Below are 16,691 nucleotides of genomic sequence, written 5' to 3'. Positions count from 1 at the left end.
AACGGTAACGGTCCAGGGCATTTTTTGAGCGGGCAAAGCATGTACAACTTTCCAAGACACTCTCAACTGCTGTTTCTCGCCGGCCTCACCATGCTGCCCTTGCCGGGCGCATTTGCGGCCGACGAGCAGGAACCGACGCTCAACGCCGTGACCGTCACTGCCACGCGCCGTGAAGAATCGCTGCAGAAAATCCCAGTGGCCGTCTCCGTGCTGGATGGCGAACAACTGGAGCGTGACAACCGCAACGGTGTGGCCAGTATTGCCCAGCAGGTACCGTCGCTGAACTTCCGCACCGGCGCCTCGAACAAGGACACCTCGCTATTCGTGCGCGGCGTGGGCACCATCTCCACCTCCCCCGGTGTCGAGCCGACGGTGGCTACGGTGATCGACGGCGTGGTCTACGCCCGCCCCGGCCAGGTCACCCTGGACTTGCTGGACCTGGAGCGCGTCGAAGTGCTGCGCGGCCCGCAAGGCACACTGTTCGGTAAAAACGCGTCGGCCGGTGTGCTGAACATCACCAGCAAAGCGCCCAGCGCCGAACCCCACGGCTATATCGACCAGTCCTGGTACAGCGGCAACGAAAGCCGCACCCGTTTCGGCATCGGCGGCAGCCTGGTGCCGGATGTGCTCAAGGGGTCGATCAGCACCTTGTTCGGCAGCTACGACGGTAATGTCGACAACAAGCATAACGGGCAAGAAGTAAACGGTTACAACCACAAGGGCATCCGCGGCAAGTTGGAATTTACCCCCAACGACGACGTGAAATTGACCCTGATCGCCGACTACATGCAGTCCCACGACGACGCGCCAAACGGCGTGGTGAGCAAGTCCCTGACCCCGGCGTTCGCCAACGCGCTGGCGCCGGTGCGCGCTTCCGGCGACAACCGCGACATCAACACCGACACTCGCAGCCATGTGGAAGACACCAACAAGGGGCTTTCGGCCCAATTGGACTGGAACCTTGGCGACTACACCCTGACCTCGATCACCGCGTGGCGCGGCTGGGATAACACTCAGTACCAGGACGGTGACCGCCTGGGCACGGTGACTGCCCCGTTCCCCGGCACCGCCGACAAAGGCGAGCTGGCGTTCGATCAATACTCACAGGAACTGCGCCTGGCCTCACCCAAAGGTGAGTTTCTTGAATACGTCGGTGGCCTGTTCTACATGCACGGCAAGGATGAAGAAACCTATCAGCGTACACTGACGACTCCGTCGCGCACCGACCGTGGCGTCGCCGACTACAGCACCACCAGCGACAGCAGTGCGGTATTCGGCGAGACCACGCTGAACTTCACCTCGCGCTTTCGCGGCATCGCCGGCCTGCGCTACACCCACGACGAGCTGAAATATGCTCACCGTCGTGCCTCCACCTCGGCCACCACGGTCAGCGGGATTCAACCCGCCACGTCCAGTTCGGGCTCGGTGAACGAGGATGGATGGTCCGGCCGCCTCGGCGTGCAGTACGACATCAGCGACAACCTCACCAGTTACCTGACCTACTCGCGTGGCTACAAAGGCCCGGCGTACAACGTGTTTTTCAATATGCAACCGCGTGACACCAGCGCGCTCAAGCCAGAAACCTCCAACACCTGGGAAGCCGGGGTCAAGGCCACGGCCTGGAACAACCGCCTGACGACCAACCTGGCGGTGTTTCACAGCGACTACGACAACTATCAGGCCAACTTCTTTGACACGGTTGCCGGCCAGGTCGTGACACGCTTGATCAACGCCGGCAGCGTCAGCACTGAAGGTGTCGAGCTGGATTACGCCTTGCAGGCCACCCAACAGCTCAAACTCTCCGGCGCCCTGGCGTATACCCGTGCGCGCATCGATGAGTTCGCCTGCCCGGCCGGCGCAGCGGCAACCTGCAACGTCAATGGCAAGCCATTACCCTTCAGCCCGGACTGGAAAAGCTACATACGCGCCGACTACAGCATCCCGTTGGACAACGGCCTGGATATCGAACTGGGTACCGACTACAGCTGGCAGAGCGAAGTGCAGTACGACATCAGCCAGAACGTCGACACCCGACAAGGCGCCTACGGGATCTGGAATGCCAGCATCGCCCTGGCCGACTACAGCCATGGCTGGCGCGTCGCCCTCCTCGCCAAGAACCTTGCCGACAAGTCCTACTCGCCGCTGCTGGCCAGCGGTGGCAACTACATCTACCGCGCCGTGCCCCGTGACGATGAACGTTACTTCGGCGTGCAACTGCGCAAGGACTTCTGAGCATGAGCCGTCAACTGAAGCTCGGCGCCTTTCTCATGGCCACCGGTCACCACGTCGCCGCCTGGCGTCACCCGGATGTACCGGCCAATGCCGGGCTGGATTTCGCCCAATACAAACATTTGGCACGCGTGGCCGAAGCGGCAAAATTCGATGCCTTGTTCGTGGCTGACAGCATTGCAGCGGCCACGGGCGAGATTGCCAGTCATATGGCGCGTTCGGACCATTTTGAGCCGCTGACCTTACTGTCGGCGCTGAGTGCCGTGACCGACCACATCGGCCTGATCGCGACAGCGACCACCACGTACAACGAGCCCTACCATGTAGCGCGTAAATTCGCCTCGTTGGATCACTTGTCCAACGGGCGGGCGGGCTGGAACCTGGTGACCTCCGACGCTGCCGCCGAGGCGCAGAATTTCGGCCGCGACGAACATCTGGGCCATGCTGAACGCTACAGCCGTGCGCGGGAATTTCATCAGGTAGTGACCGGGCTGTGGGACAGTTGGGAAGACGATGCCTTCGTGCGCGACAAGGCCAGCGGCACCTACTACGACCCGGCGAAGCGGCATGTGCTGGATCACGTCGGCGAGCACTTTCGCGTCAAAGGCCCACTGAATGTGGCGCGCTCGCCACAGGGCCAGCCCGTGATTGTGCAGGCGGGCTCATCAGAAACCGGTCGTGAGTTGGCGGCGCAAACCGCCGAGGTGGTGTTTACCGCGCAAACGTCACTGGAACAGGCCCAGGCATTTTACGCCGACCTCAAAGGGCGCCTGGAAAGCTACGGGCGCGCGCAGGATTCGCTGAAAATCATGCCGGGCATGTTTGTCGTGGTCGGGCAGACCGAAGCCCAGGCGCAGGCGAAATTCGAGGCATTCCAGGCGCTGGTCGAGCCGCAAGTCGGCGTGGCATTACTGGGGCGCATGCTGGGCAATTTTGACCTGTCGGGCTACCCCCTCGACGGGCCACTACCCGAGTTGCCCTTGACCGACAGCGGCCAGCGCAGCCGTCAGCAACTGCTCAGCGAGCTAGCCAGTCGCGAGCACCTGACCCTGGCGCAACTGGGCCGGCGCATTGCCGGTGGCCGCGGGCATTACAGCGTGATTGGCACACCTGGGCAGATCGCCGATGAGCTGCAGCACTGGTTCGAAAACAACGCGGCCGATGGTTTCAATATCCTGGTACCGCACCTGCCGGGCGGGCTTGAAGATTTCGCCCGGTGGGTGGTGCCCGAACTGCAACGGCGTGGCCTTTTCCGCACCGAATACACCGGCTCTACCCTGCGTGAAAACCTCGGTTTGGCGCGCCCTGCCAATCGTTTTGAAAGGACCTGACATGGGGATTTGTCTGCCAGAACCGCCTGCAGCCTAAAGCCATTGAAGTCAAAAACGCTGTCGATGGCGGCATTCGTGGATGAGATGGCCTTGCTGAAAAAATGCCGTCACCCAAGGCCGAGCACCTTGATCGCATTCTCTTTCAGAATCAAAGCATGGACTTCCTCTTTAAAACCGGCCTGGGTGAAATCCTTCATCCAGCGATCCGGGGTAATCAACGGATAGTCAGAACCAAACAACATCTTATGTTTCAGCAAGGTATTGGCGTACTGCACCAACTGAGGTGGGAAGTACTTGGGCGACCACCCCGACAGGTCGATGTAGACATTCGGTTTGTGCAGGCACACCGACAGTGCCTCATCCTGCCAAGGCCATGAGGGGTGCGCCAGGATGATTTTCATCTCGGGGAAGTCCGCTGCGACATCGTCCAGGTGCATAGGGTTGGAGTATTTCAAGCGCAACCCTCCTCCCCCCGGCATGCCACTGCCGACACCTGAATGGCCACTGTGGAAAATGGCCGGCAAGCCATATTCCGCAATGACCTCGTACAGTTGATAGACCATGCGATCGTTCGGGAAAAAACCCTGGCAGGTCGGATGAAACTTGAACCCCTTGATGCCGAAGTCCTCGATCAGACGGCGCATTTCCCGAACCCCCATTTTTCCTTTATGGGGATCCACACTGGCGAACGCCATCATCATGTCAGCGTTGTCCTGAGCGGCACGAGCCACCTCTTCGTTGGGCACCCGCCTGCGCCCGATCTCGAACTCCCAGTCCACGGTGAACATCACCAGGCCAAGCTTGCGCTCACGGTAATAAGCAATGGTTTCGTCGATGGGGGGTGGTGAACCGGATTTGAAGTATTTGCGTTTAGCGTCTTCGAACTCGATGCGATAGTCATCATCCGGTTCATGACAGGAGAACTCGGCATGGGTGTGCACATCGATAGCGACCAGATCGGCGATGTTCATTTCAGCTCCTTCAACAGTCAGGCAAACGGCAAGCTAGCGGCGAACATTCGCCAGTTGCCGATCCGGATCGATACCGGCATGCGGCGCCTCGGTTTTTTGGCGCGTCTACCGTTTTGTTGAGGCGAAATTAGCTGTTCAAATTAGTTACGTCAATTAATTATTTTTTGCAGCAGATCAAACCGACTGACTCGCCTTGACTCCGGCGCCCCTCCTCATAAGCTCGCAAACCTTGCAATTTTAGGCGACATCAGATCATTAAAAATCAGGCTGACTCAACATTGACGAGGCCGTTCCCGGCATCTAAAACCGACAGCTAGTTAATTAAATAAACCAAATAGAGGGCCCAGCGTTCATCTCCCGGAACGGCAGCGGCCGCGACGCCTACCGCGAATGGAAAGTTTACGCCTGACCCGACCAAGCTCTCGTGCCAAACTCCAGCGACTCCTAAACCACGAACGGTGTTGAAATGGCGCGTTTGCTCGCTGTCTCGGGAAGTCTGCGTCAGGCCTCTTCCAACTCAATTTTGTTACGAGCAGCGGAGCGTCTCTGCCCCGAAGGGATATTGATCACACATTACGAAGGCATCGGAGAATTGCCACACTTCAACCCGGACCTGTTCGAGGATCCCCCCGAGACCATCATGGCGCTACGCTCGATTATCTGACTGCCGGATAGACGAAAGAATGGGCCTCCCGTTCAGGGGAGGCCCATCTTCTTACCGCTTTTTATCATTCCTTCCGCTTGCTGCCGCTCCGACACCGAAGGATTTCAGTTGCCAGGCTGATTAACGCACTGAGTAACATCAACCACTCTGTGAGATGTGCCATGCATTGCTCCTCTGGGAAAAACTCCCAACAGGTGATGCATAACGTCGGCAAATATCGTCGCCCCCCCCCCACTCCACCGCCCGGGCATGGCCCGGCAAGGACTACCCCATGCCTACAGAAAACAAAATTGAAGCTTTCTTTGCACTGTTGAGTGCGGATGACTGAGGGCCAGGATGAGGCGGTCTAAACGCGGATCAATCGACTTGCCTGGTGATCATCTATGGTAGGTATAAATCCACGACGCTTTTGCTGCTCAAGCCAAGCTCTGACCAACTCCTCATCGAAGCTCCAATCGCGAGACCTCAGCAGACTGAGCGCCGCGCTCGTGATTCGATAGTGCCCGCATTTTTGACAAATTCTTTCTTCGTAATCCTTGCCAACATCGGTTGCGAGCGCTTTTTCGCCGCAAATAAAGCATGTCATAGATCTGTCCTTAGGGATCATCTTCGAACTGTAGCCGACTCTCTAAACCTAACCACCTCCCGGGCATCGCCCGGCAAGCACTTTTCGTGAAGCGGGATTACCTCAGCGGCCCCGTGACCGGCCTGCCTGACGGTTATGAAATCTCGTTATGTGGTCTGTTAAGACTTGTTCGAAATTGCCGCATCCAGAAGAAACTTCACCCACTTGGAGTGAGCAGCATCGTAACGAGCGATCGCTTGAACCCATTCGACGCCTGCCGTCTTTCGGGAGGCAACGAGCTTCATCAATTCGGCTACTGAGGCATCAATTTCGAGCAGATGTTTGTGTGATTCAAATCGAAGATCGTCATTGTTGATCATGGTCTGAGCACCTGTGGTACGAAGTGAATGCTACCAGAAATAGTTGTACAACAACCTAGACCACGTACAACTTTTGAAAATTCCCTCCCCCTTTAAAGTCAGCCGCTATAGCAGCAAAGGAGCAGTCATGTCTGAACCAGCCGGCTGCCGTAGAGCGTGACAAGGGCGGCTAGTGGTATCACCTCGATATTCCAAGCTTCGGCGGTGGCGAAGACCCTGCGCCATACATTCAATGGACGAAAACAAAAGGCCTTGAGTTGAAGGGATGGCATATGGATAGCGATCTGGATGGCCACCCATACGAATACGGAGCACGGTCCGTACGCCCAGTGGGCGCGCCGGGTGACGCCATGATCGCCACCCTCTGGTTCGCCTACGTCTTCATCTACAGGGGCCAAGGCCATGACACAGACAATGCAGGCTCAGTTCGAGCAGGCATTCAGCGACGATAACGGCAAGATGCCGGTGGCATTCATCAAACTGCAGCGCCTGGGCGACAGCTACAGCGTGCCGCGCGTTGCCCGAGCTTGGTACTGGTTCAAGCGCTCGCGGGAAACCCTGGTGGTGCTGAATAGCGTGGCCAGGTCGATCATTGAAAAGCAGCGCGGTATCAGCAAGGAATGGGTTTTCCCATACAACGGAACCGCGACGCACCGTATGAACGACTCGGCCTGGAAGAAGGCACGGGTGAGAGCGGCGAAACTCTGGCAGGAGGAAAACCTTCGCCCCGCTCACCCTGGGTATGCATCCATAAGGACCCATGATCTCAAACACACGTTTGGCCGCCGACTGCGTGCAGCGGGCGTAACCGAGGAAGACCGCAAGGCACTGCTTGGACACAAGAACGGCAGCATCACCAGTCGTTACTCGGGCGCTGAGCTCGGGCATCTGATCGAAGCTGCGAACATGGTATCAGCAACCGATTCGCGAGGACCGGTCCTGACAATTTTGAAGAGGAAGCAGGCGTGAAAATTGGACAAGTCACGCAAATGTCACGCACATGAAAAAGGCCAATGCTGTGAACATTGGCCTAAATCATTGAAATATATGGTCGGGACGGAGTGATTCGAACACTCGACCCCTAGCACCCCATGCTAGTGCGCTACCGGACTGCGCTACGCCCCGACTAGGCGTGTTACTGGGTTCGCTTCGCAACGAAGCGATGAGGAATATACCGCAAGCTTTTGAAATGTGGAAGTATTTTAAAAGCCGGAATTACTTCTTCAAAACCACCAGCACATCTTCGAGTTCGGAGATCATCTGGCGGATCAGTTGCTTGTATTGGGTGGTGTCGTCTTTGGCTTCATCACCGGACATACGCTGACGCGCGCCGCTGATGGTGAACCCCTGGTCGTACAGCAAGGCACGGATCTGTCGGATCATCAGCACGTCCTGGCGCTGATAATACCGACGGTTCCCGGTGCGTTTGACGGGGTTGAGTTGAGGAAACTCCTGCTCCCAATAGCGCAACACGTGCGGTTTTACCGCACAGAGTTCGCTGACTTCACCAATGGTGAAGTAGCGTTTGCCTGGGATGACGGGTAGCTCGTCGTTATGACTTGGTTCCAGCATAAGCCTCAACTCGGGCCTTCAACTTCTGCCCTGGACGAAAGGTGACCACACGGCGAGCCGTGATCGGGATTTCTTCTCCCGTTTTTGGATTGCGGCCAGGCCGCTGGCGTTTGTCCCGCAGGTCAAAATTGCCGAAACCGGACAGCTTGACCTGCTCATTGTCTTCCAGAGCGTGCCTGATTTCTTCAAAAAACAGCTCGACCAATTCCTTGGCCTCGCGCTTGTTCAGACCCAGCTCTTCGTACAGACGTTCCGCCATCTCAGCTTTCGTCAAAGCCCCCATACGTCACTTCCTTAACGTGGCGTTCAACCTTTGTTCGAGCGAGGTGAGGATATTTTGTGTCGTGGTATTCACCTCATCGTCATTAAGAGTGCGCGATGGATGCTGCCAGGTCAAGCCAACTGCAAGGCTTTTTCTATGCGGATCAATACCTTTACCCTGATAGACGTCAAATAGCCTGAGGTCTGTCAGCCATTCCCCTGCATTTTCACGGATTACATCCAGAACGGCAGTGGCGGCGACTTCACGGTCAGCGATCAGGGCCAGGTCGCGACGCACTTCAGGGAAGCGCGACAACTCGCTGAATTTAGGCATTTTGCCCGAAGCCACTTCAGCCAGGACCAGCTCGAACACGAAGACCGGACGATCAAGGCCCAGGGTTTTCGACAGCTCCGGGTGAATGGCCCCCAGGAAGCCCACCAGGCGCCCTTCTCGCTCGATGCGCGCGGTCTGGCCTGGGTGCAACGCCGGGTGGCTGCCTGGCACGAACGTAAAGTCGCCCAGCGCACCGGCGAAGCCCAATACCGCTTCCACATCAGCTTTAACGTCGAAGAAGTCCACGGCATCGCGGCCTTGCGCCCAGCCTTCCGGCAAGCGACTACCGCAGACGACACCGGCCAGCATCGGCTCTTGCTTCAGCCCGTCCAGTTGCCCCACAAACCGCAAGCCGCTTTCAAACATGCGCACGCGATCTTGCTGACGGTTCAGGTTGTGCGAAAGTGCTTTCACCAGACCCGGCCACAGCGACGAACGCATGGCCGCCATGTCGTTGGAGATCGGGTTAGCCAGCAGCAGCGGTTCAACACCTGGGTTGAACAGTTCGAACTGTTTCGGATCGATGAAGCTGTAGGTTACCGCCTCCTGATAGCCACGGGCGACCAGCAGACGACGCAGCTCAGGCAGGTGCGCACGCGCCTCGGCCTTGGGTTGCGGCGCCAGGCGTGCTTGCGGATAACGAACCGGCAAGCGGTTGTAACCGTACAGGCGGGCCAGTTCTTCGATCAGGTCAACTTCCAGGCTGATATCGAAGCGATGGCTCGGCACTTCAACGCGCCACTGGCCTTCCCCACTCGAGGAAATGCCCAGGCCGAGGGCCGACAACAGTTGCTCGATTTCAGCGGGGTCAATGACCAGGCCAAGCATCTGTTCAACGCTTTTGGCACGCAGGGTGATCGGCGCAACAGAAGGTAGGTGCTGCTCACTGACGGTTTCAGTGATCGGACCGGCTTCGCCTCCGGTGATTTCCAGCAGCAGGCCAGTAGCACGCTCCATGGCTTCACGGGCCAGCTTCCAGTCCACGCCACGCTCGTAGCGATGCGAAGCGTCGGTGTGCAGGCCGTAGGAACGCGCCTTGCCAGCGATAGCAATCTGATCGAAGAACGCGCTTTCCAGGAAAACATCGCGAGTGGTCGCAGACACGCCGCTGTGCTCGCCCCCCATCACGCCGGCAATCGCCAGGGCGCGGGAATGGTCAGCGATGACCAGGGTATCGGCACGCAAGGCAACTTCCTGGCCGTCGAGCAGAACCAGCTTTTCGCCTTCCTCAGCCATGCGTACGCGGATACCACCGTTGATTTCGGCGAGATCGAAGGCGTGCAGCGGCTGGCCCAACTCCAGCATCACGTAGTTGGTGATGTCGACGGCAGCATCAATACTGCGCACGTCGGCACGGCGCAGACGCTCAACCATCCACAATGGGGTTGGCTTGGACAGGTCGACGTTACGGACCACACGCCCCAGGTAACGTGGGCAAGCTTTTGGCGCCAGCACTTCAATGGAACGCACTTCGTCGTGCACTGCCGCTACCGGGGTTACAACCGGGCGCGTGACGGGTGCGTTGTACAACGCGCCGACTTCACGCGCCAGGCCCGCCAGGGACAGGCAGTCGCCACGGTTCGGAGTCAGGTCGACCTCGATGCTGGCATCTTCCAGCTCCAGGTAAACGCGGATGTCCTGGCCCACCGGCGCATCAGCCGGCAGTTCCATCAGGCCATCATTGCCTTCGCCCACCTGCAGTTCAGCCTGGGAGCACAGCATGCCGTTGGACTCGACACCGCGCAGTTTGGCCTTCTTGATCTTGAAGTCGCCGGGCAATTGAGCACCGATCATCGCGAACGGAATCTTCAGGCCCGGGCGCACATTCGGTGCCCCGCACACGACCTGGAAGGTTTCGGCGCCATTGCTGACCTGGCACACACGCAATTTGTCGGCATCGGGATGCTGCTCGGTGCTCAACACCTCGCCCACCACCACGCCGCTGAAAACACCGGCGGCCGGCGTCACACTATCGACCTCAAGGCCGGCCATCGACAGACGGGCAACCAGCTCGTCGCGATCTACCTGCGGGCTTACCCAGCCACGCAGCCATTGTTCACTGAATTTCATCCTGCTCTCCTAAAGATTCGTTACGACTAGCGAAATTGCGCGAGGAACCGCAAGTCGTTGTCGAAGAACAGACGCAAGTCGTTCACGCCGTAACGCAGCATGGCCAGACGCTCAACGCCCATGCCGAAGGCAAAGCCCGAGAACTCTTCCGGGTCGATCCCGGACATGCGCAGCACGTTAGGGTGCACCATGCCGCAGCCCATCACTTCCAGCCAGCCGGTCTGCTTGCAGACGCGGCAGCCTTTACCACTGCACATCACGCATTCCATATCAACTTCGGCGGATGGCTCTGTGAACGGGAAGAACGAAGGACGGAAGCGCACCGCCAGCTCTTTCTCGAAGAACACCCGCAGGAACTCTTCGATAGTGCCTTTGAGGTCGGCGAAATTGATGTCGCGATCGACCAGCAGGCCTTCGACCTGGTGGAACATCGGCGAGTGGGTGATATCCGAGTCGCTACGGTACACACGGCCTGGGCAGACGATGCGGATCGGCGGTTTGTTCGCTTCCATGGTGCGGACCTGTACCGGCGAGGTATGGGTGCGCAACAGCATGTTCGCGTTGAAATAGAAGGTGTCGTGCATCGACCGGGCCGGGTGATGGCCTGGGATGTTGAGCGCCTCGAAGTTGTGATAGTCGTCTTCGACCTCAGGGCCTTCGGCAATGCCGTAGCCGATATGGGTGAAGAACTGTTCGATACGTTCCAGAGTCCGGGTGATCGGATGCAGACCGCCCGAGGCCTGGCCACGGCCAGGCAAGGTTACGTCAATGGACTCGGCCGCGAGCTTGGCTGCAAGGTCAGCCTCTTCGAGCGACGCCTTGCGCGCATTGAGAACCTCTGTGACACGCTCCTTGGCGACGTTGATCAGCGCACCGACTTGTGGGCGCTCTTCAGCCGGCAAATTTCCCAGGGTCTTCATCACCTGAGTCAATTCACCCTTTTTGCCAAGGTAGTGAACCCGGATTTGCTCCAGGGCATTGATATCTTCAGCGCTTTGCACAGCCTCAAGAGCTTGAGCGACGAGCGCGTCCAGGTTTTCCATGTACAGACTCCAGATACAAAATAGGGGAAGAGCTTGAAGGCTCTTCCCCTATTTAAGACGTTTACCACCTTGGGCTGCAGGAGCAGCCCAAGGTGACTGTCGGGGGTACTTAAGCCAAGGTGGCTTTAGCTTTCTCGACAATCGCAGCAAACACCGCTTTTTCGTTCACGGCCAGTTCAGCCAGAACCTTACGGTCGATTTCGATGGACGCTTTTTTCAGGCCAGCGATGAAACGGCTGTAGGACAGACCGTTAACACGAGCACCAGCATTGATACGAGCGATCCACAGAGCGCGGAACTGACGTTTTTTCTGACGACGGTCACGGTAGGCGTATTGGCCTGCCTTGATTACCGCTTGCTTGGCAACACGGAATACGCGTGAACGCGCGCCGTAGTAGCCTTTAGCAAGTTTCAGAATTTTTTTGTGACGCTTACGGGCAATGACGCCACGCTTTACACGAGCCATGAGTTACTTCCTCTATTCTTGATCCAAAAATTAACGAAGGCGCAGCATGCGCTCGACTTTTGCCACGTCAGACGGATGCAGCAAGCTGCTACCGCGCAGTTGACGCTTACGCTTGGTCGACATTTTGGTCAGGATGTGGCTCTTGAAAGCGTGCTTGTGCTTGATACCGTTAGCAGTTTTCAGAAACCGCTTAGCAGCACCACTTTTAGTCTTCATCTTTGGCATGTTCGGATACTCCGCATTCAGTTGATAAACATAATCAGAAGGCCTGCCGTGCCCTGTTGATTACTTCTTCTTTTTCGGGGCGATGACCATGATCAGCTGGCGTCCTTCCATCTTAGGATGCTGTTCGACCGAACCGTACTCGAGCAGGTCTTGTTCAACCCGCTTGAGGAGTTCCATCCCCAGCTCCTGGTGGGCCATCTCACGGCCGCGGAATCGCAAGGATACCTTGGCCCTGTCCCCATCACTCAGGAAACGTACCAGGTTGCGCAGTTTTACCTGGTAATCCCCTTCCTCCGTCCCTGGACGAAACTTGATTTCTTTTACTTGAATCTGCTTCTGGTTCTTCTTCGCCGCAGCAATCTGCTTCTTCTTTTCGAAGATCGACTTGCCGTAGTCCATCACCCGGCAAACAGGCGGGACTGCGTCGGCGGAGATTTCCACCAGGTCCAATTTGGACTCTTCAGCGATACGAAGCGCTTCATCAATCGAGACGATGCCAATCTGCTCGCCGTCAGCGCCAATTAACCGAACCTCGCGTGCCGAGATATTCTCGTTGATCGGGGCTTTCGGTGCAGCTCGTTTATCTTGTCTCATTTCACGCTTAATAATAATTACTCCGAATCTGGGCGACCACGCCGGGAAACCGCTTGCGCGAGGAACTCAGCGAACTGGGCGACGGGCATCGAGCCCAGGTCAGCACCTTCACGAGTACGCACAGCGACAGTCTGCATCTCGACTTCCCTGTCTCCAATAACCAAAAGATAGGGAACCTTGAGCAAGGTATGCTCGCGGATTTTAAAGCCGATCTTTTCATTTCTCAAGTCGGACTTGGCACGAAACCCGCTTTCGTTGAGAGTTTTTTCAACTTCAGCGGCAAAATCTGCCTGTTTATCAGTGATATTCATGATCACTGCCTGGGTCGGAGCAAGCCACGCCGGGAACGCACCCTCGTAGTGCTCGATCAGGATCCCGACGAACCGTTCGAACGAACCGAGGATCGCCCGGTGCAACATAACCGGGTGTTTACGGCTGTTGTCTTCGGAGACGTATTCGGCGCCCAGACGGATCGGCAGGTTAAAATCGAGCTGCAGGGTACCACACTGCCAGACGCGACCAAGGCAATCTTTCAGCGAGAACTCGATCTTCGGACCGTAGAACGCGCCCTCACCCGGCTGCAGATCGTACGCAAGCCCCGCACTGTCGAGCGCTGCGGCCAGTGCCGACTCTGCGCGATCCCACAGCTCGTCGGAACCGACGCGTTTTTCCGGACGAGTGGACAGCTTCATCTCGACTTCGGTAAAGCCGAAATCGCGATAAACGTCCATGGTCAGCTTGATGAACGCGGCGGATTCCGCCTGCATCTGCTCTTCGGTGCAGAAGATATGGGCGTCATCCTGAGTGAAGCCGCGCACACGCATGATGCCGTGCAGCGCACCCGAGGGCTCGTTACGGTGGCAGGCACCAAACTCCGCCAGGCGCATCGGCAGCTCGCGGTAGCTCTTCAGGCCCTGGTTGAACACCTGCACGTGGCAAGGGCAGTTCATCGGCTTGATGGCGTAGTCGCGGTTTTCCGACTGGGTGGTGAACATGTTGTCGGCATAGTTGGCCCAGTGCCCGGATTTCTCCCACAGGCTGCGATCAACGACCTGAGGCGTCTTGATCTCCAGGTAGCCGTTTTCGCGCTGGACCTTGCGCATGTACTGTTCAAGCACCTGATACAGAGTCCAGCCGTTCGGGTGCCAGAACACCATGCCCGGCGCTTCTTCCTGGAGGTGGAACAGGTTCAGGCGCTTGCCGATCTTGCGGTGATCGCGTTTTTCGGCTTCTTCGATGCGCTGGATGTAGGCTGCCAGCTGCTTCTTGTCAGCCCACGCAGTGCCGTAGATCCGCTGCAGCTGCTCGTTCTTCGCATCACCACGCCAGTAGGCGCCGGACAACTTGGTCAGCTTGAACGACTTCAGGAAGCGCGTGTTCGGCACATGCGGACCACGGCACATGTCGACGTATTCTTCGTGGTAGTACAGGCCCATGGCCTGCTCGTCCGGCATGTCTTCGACCAGGCGCAGCTTGTAGTCTTCGCCACGGGCAGTGAACACGTCGATCACTTCGGCGCGCGGCGTGACCTTCTTGATCACGTCGTAATCTTTTTCAATCAGCGCATGCATGCGCTGCTCGATGGCCGCGAGGTCGTCCGGAGTAAAAGGACGCTCGTAGGCGATATCGTAATAGAAGCCTTCGTCGATGACCGGGCCGATGACCATCTTCGCGGTCGGATACAGTTGCTTGACCGCATGGCCAATCAAGTGTGCGCAAGAGTGGCGAATGATCTCCAGCCCCTCTTGATCCTTGGGCGTGATGATTTGCAGGCTGGCATCGCGGGTGATCAGGTCGCTGGCGTCAACCAGCTTGCCGTCGACCTTGCCGGCCACGGTGGCCTTGGCAAGGCCCGCACCAATGGATGCGGCGACCTCGGCTACGGAAACCGAATGATCGAATGAACGTTGACTGCCGTCGGGAAGAGTAATAGTTGGCATGGCGCCTCCTCTCCTAGTGGTGACCCCTACCAAAGGTCACGTGGGTTGGGATGAGCCAGTACAAGATCCAACACCAGGCCGTTCAGTGATGAACGCCTGCCTTACAGCGGCAGGAGCCTTTCGGCCAACCGATAATCGAACCAGAGTGACTGGAGTGAGCTAAAAAGACATGGCGAGGCGGCAAATGGCGCGCCTTGGAATAGCCAGGAGGCGGATGCTAGCACAGATGAACGGTCATCGTGCTGGCGCCTCTTCATGCAATAGCAAATTCCAGGCTTTATGGTCGCGAAAGTGAACTTGAGCTGTACGCTACCCCTCAAACCCACTGAGAATTGCCGTTCGTCCTCAAACCCCAGGAGCATTTCATGATGCGTTTTACCTCCAGCCTCGCCCTCGCCGCCTCCCTGACCCTCCTTTCGCTCGGTGCGCAGGCAGCAGCCCCCTCGAACTGGCCAGCGGGCGCACGGGACAGCTTTATTAATGACTGCAGCGCGGCAGCCAGCCAGAACGTGGATGCCAAAACCGCAAAGACTCACTGCGAATGCGGCGCTGACAAGATCAACGCAGAATTGAGCACCGCCGAAATCAAGGAACTCATGACCAACCAGAACGCCAGCCCGGAGCTTAAAAACAAAGCCGTCGCGGCTATTTCGTCCTGCAAAGTCGTGAAGAAAAAGTAAGATTTTCCATTGGCACCACTGTTTTGCGCTGGACAAAACAGCCCAAAAACTGCCATTTCTCACAAAATACGCAGCTTTTACGGCTTTTTTTATCAGTTGATATTTCGAGCTAAAGCCCCGTAGATCGGGGCTTTCAGCCGATTCCAACCCGCAATGCAGCGCTATTGATGATCAAACAGTGCCTTGGGGGGGCTCCCAAGTCGAACATTTCGACTATGATAGCTCGGTGTGCCCAGTTGGCCTGAGCAGCACAGTACTACTGAAAATATATGTTTCTTGGAGATACACCATGTCTAATCGCCAAACCGGCACCGTTAAATGGTTCAACGATGAAAAAGGCTTCGGCTTCATCACTCCTCAAGGTGGCGGTGACGACCTGTTCGTACACTTCAAAGCTATCGAAAGCGACGGTTTCAAAAGCCTGAAAGAAGGCCAAACCGTTTCCTTCGTGGCTGAGAAAGGCCAAAAGGGTATGCAAGCTGCACAAGTTCGCGGCGAGTAATTCCCCGCTGAGCTAAAAAAACCCCGTCCATGTGACGGGGTTTTTTATGGGCGCTACAAAAGAGGCGCTATCAGCCGCAATTGACCCGCGTGATCACCAGGTTGTCGTCGGTGTTCAGGTTCAAGCGGTCGGAGCGATACTCCAGCGTGATCATATCGTTGGGCTTGAGGATACGTGCGTTCTGCGCGCCGGCACGCGTACGCGCCTGTTCCAGCAGTTGCGGCGAGGCTTTCTGGCCGATCGCGAACTCGGCGGCCTTCGACTCACAGCGGCTATGACCGGCATCGGTCACGGTGGCATCTTTGCCTGGCTCAGAGGCACCCGGGGTGCTGCAACCCGCCAACGCGAGTGCTGCCAACAAAGTACCGAATGATGCGAGCTTCCAAGGCATGAAGCCTCCTATGATAAAAAATGAACAGAGATCGTGCGACAGCAGTCAAGGCGATTGGTTTCAAGACGTTAACCGCCTGCGCGCAAGTCTGCCTGACTCACGGCCGGCAGGCGCTCGGTCAATCGTGACTAGATATGAACGTACTCAGTAGATGTCGATGTAGTCAGACGCTGGTTTTGGCCAGTTCTGTTTGAGCGCGTTGAAAATCTGCATGACCCAGACTTCATCGCTGGCCGCCACAATGCCGACATAGCCGGACCCTTTGGCCCAGGTCTCCAGGCGAAACAGCAGGCCATCAACCTCAGCCCCCCCGACCACCCCTGACGAGATGTAGGCGATGCCCGCCTTGCTGACCCGCAACTGGGTATGTTCATCGTCACTGGCGCTGCCAAGCAGTTGGCGCACTGCCTCCAGCGTAAGGTTATCGGGCTTGTTCAAATCGATTTGCACGCGCAGTTTCCCGGCCGTTAAAC

Annotated in this window: 17 protein-coding genes, 1 tRNA gene and 1 pseudogene; 6 read left to right on the top strand and 13 right to left on the bottom strand. The window is 57.4% G+C overall.

All coding sequences use genetic code 11. The features are described 5' to 3' along the window. Positions 1-39 precede the first annotated feature (39 nt). Positions 40-2,232, top strand: coding sequence for a TonB-dependent receptor (locus C9383_RS03815; protein WP_090369868.1), 2,193 nt, complete (start codon positions 40-42; stop codon positions 2,230-2,232). A 2-nt stretch (positions 2,233-2,234) separates the two neighbouring features. Beyond that, the gene (locus tag C9383_RS03810) at positions 2,235-3,560 is read left to right on the top strand and encodes an LLM class flavin-dependent oxidoreductase (RefSeq protein ID WP_090369865.1); all 1,326 of its coding nucleotides are present in this window, start codon (positions 2,235-2,237) and stop codon (positions 3,558-3,560) included. A 107-nt stretch (positions 3,561-3,667) separates the two neighbouring features. Here the strand turns inward: C9383_RS03810 and C9383_RS03805 are convergent, their stop codons facing one another. After that, positions 3,668-4,531, bottom strand: coding sequence for an amidohydrolase family protein (locus C9383_RS03805; RefSeq protein WP_090369863.1), 864 nt, complete (start codon positions 4,529-4,531; stop codon positions 3,668-3,670). Positions 4,532-4,997: 466 nt separating this feature from the next. On the opposite strand from C9383_RS03805, the gene C9383_RS03800 reads away from it, so the two are divergent. Then, positions 4,998-5,195 carry an NADPH-dependent FMN reductase gene (locus C9383_RS03800; protein WP_090369861.1) on the top strand — a complete coding sequence of 66 codons (198 nt, stop codon included), beginning with the start codon at positions 4,998-5,000 and terminating at the stop codon, positions 5,193-5,195. 744 nt (positions 5,196-5,939) lie between these two features. Here C9383_RS03800 and C9383_RS03790 read toward each other — a convergent pair. Next, complete coding sequence (locus tag C9383_RS03790; RefSeq protein WP_090369857.1) at positions 5,940-6,140, bottom strand: hypothetical protein; 201 nt, start codon at positions 6,138-6,140, stop codon at positions 5,940-5,942. Between the two features lie 540 nt (positions 6,141-6,680). On the opposite strand from C9383_RS03790, the pseudogene C9383_RS03780 reads away from it, so the two are divergent. Beyond that, positions 6,681-7,109, top strand: a pseudogene (locus C9383_RS03780) (tyrosine-type recombinase/integrase); the annotation flags it as partial. A gap of 79 nt (positions 7,110-7,188) precedes the next feature. Here the strand turns inward: C9383_RS03780 and C9383_RS03775 are convergent. From C9383_RS03775 to thrS, 9 genes are all read right to left on the bottom strand, one after another. Next, positions 7,189-7,265: transfer RNA gene (locus tag C9383_RS03775), tRNA-Pro, on the bottom strand. Between the two features lie 90 nt (positions 7,266-7,355). Beyond that, entirely contained in the window at positions 7,356-7,712 is a 357-nt protein-coding gene (locus C9383_RS03770) for a MerR family transcriptional regulator (RefSeq protein WP_003174972.1), read from the bottom strand. Continuing rightward, positions 7,693-7,995: an integration host factor subunit alpha gene (gene ihfA, locus C9383_RS03765; protein WP_002553164.1), complete on the bottom strand. Its 303-nt coding sequence runs from the start codon at positions 7,993-7,995 to the stop codon at positions 7,693-7,695. The genes C9383_RS03770 and ihfA overlap by 20 nt, the downstream gene beginning before the upstream one ends. Before the next feature lie 3 nt (positions 7,996-7,998). Next, entirely contained in the window at positions 7,999-10,377 is a 2,379-nt protein-coding gene (pheT, locus tag C9383_RS03760; protein WP_090369854.1) for a phenylalanine--tRNA ligase subunit beta, read from the bottom strand. Between the two features lie 26 nt (positions 10,378-10,403). After that, positions 10,404-11,420 carry a phenylalanine--tRNA ligase subunit alpha gene (gene pheS, locus C9383_RS03755; protein WP_034099107.1) on the bottom strand — a complete coding sequence of 339 codons (1,017 nt, stop codon included), beginning with the start codon at positions 11,418-11,420 and terminating at the stop codon, positions 10,404-10,406. 109 nt (positions 11,421-11,529) lie between these two features. Continuing rightward, positions 11,530-11,886 (bottom strand): 50S ribosomal protein L20, encoded by a 357-nt coding sequence (gene rplT / locus C9383_RS03750; protein WP_003174975.1) that lies wholly within the window; start codon positions 11,884-11,886, stop codon positions 11,530-11,532. A gap of 30 nt (positions 11,887-11,916) precedes the next feature. Further along, entirely contained in the window at positions 11,917-12,111 is a 195-nt protein-coding gene (rpmI, locus tag C9383_RS03745) for a 50S ribosomal protein L35 (protein ID WP_002553160.1), read from the bottom strand. Positions 12,112-12,171: 60 nt separating this feature from the next. Then, the gene (gene infC, locus C9383_RS03740; RefSeq protein ID WP_174554058.1) at positions 12,172-12,723 is read right to left on the bottom strand and encodes a translation initiation factor IF-3; all 552 of its coding nucleotides are present in this window, start codon (positions 12,721-12,723) and stop codon (positions 12,172-12,174) included. Next, positions 12,723-14,645: a threonine--tRNA ligase gene (thrS, locus tag C9383_RS03735; RefSeq protein WP_060756900.1), complete on the bottom strand. Its 1,923-nt coding sequence runs from the start codon at positions 14,643-14,645 to the stop codon at positions 12,723-12,725. Before thrS ends, infC begins: the two co-directional genes overlap by 1 nt. A 365-nt stretch (positions 14,646-15,010) precedes the next feature. Here thrS and C9383_RS03730 point away from each other — a divergent pair, with 365 nt between their 5' ends. Beyond that, on the top strand, positions 15,011-15,325 hold the full coding sequence (locus tag C9383_RS03730; RefSeq protein WP_081087091.1) for a hypothetical protein: 315 nt from the start codon (positions 15,011-15,013) through the stop codon (positions 15,323-15,325). 289 nt (positions 15,326-15,614) lie between these two features. Beyond that, a complete protein-coding gene (locus C9383_RS03725) occupies positions 15,615-15,827 on the top strand; it encodes a cold-shock protein (RefSeq protein WP_003234260.1) in 213 nt (70 codons plus the stop codon). A 70-nt stretch (positions 15,828-15,897) separates the two neighbouring features. Here the strand turns inward: C9383_RS03725 and C9383_RS03720 are convergent, their stop codons facing one another. Together C9383_RS03720 and C9383_RS03715 are read right to left on the bottom strand one after the other, a co-directional pair. After that, the gene (locus C9383_RS03720; protein WP_090369850.1) at positions 15,898-16,218 is read right to left on the bottom strand and encodes an I78 family peptidase inhibitor; all 321 of its coding nucleotides are present in this window, start codon (positions 16,216-16,218) and stop codon (positions 15,898-15,900) included. A gap of 144 nt (positions 16,219-16,362) precedes the next feature. Further along, entirely contained in the window at positions 16,363-16,668 is a 306-nt protein-coding gene (locus C9383_RS03715) for a hypothetical protein (protein ID WP_060756903.1), read from the bottom strand. Positions 16,669-16,691 lie beyond the last annotated feature (23 nt).

The organism is Pseudomonas palleroniana (assembly GCF_003031675.1).
Taxonomy (GTDB): Bacteria; Pseudomonadota; Gammaproteobacteria; order Pseudomonadales; family Pseudomonadaceae; genus Aquipseudomonas; species Aquipseudomonas palleroniana.
The sequence above is the reverse complement of the archived record's forward strand: the minus strand, read 5'-3'. Positions and strand labels throughout refer to the sequence as shown.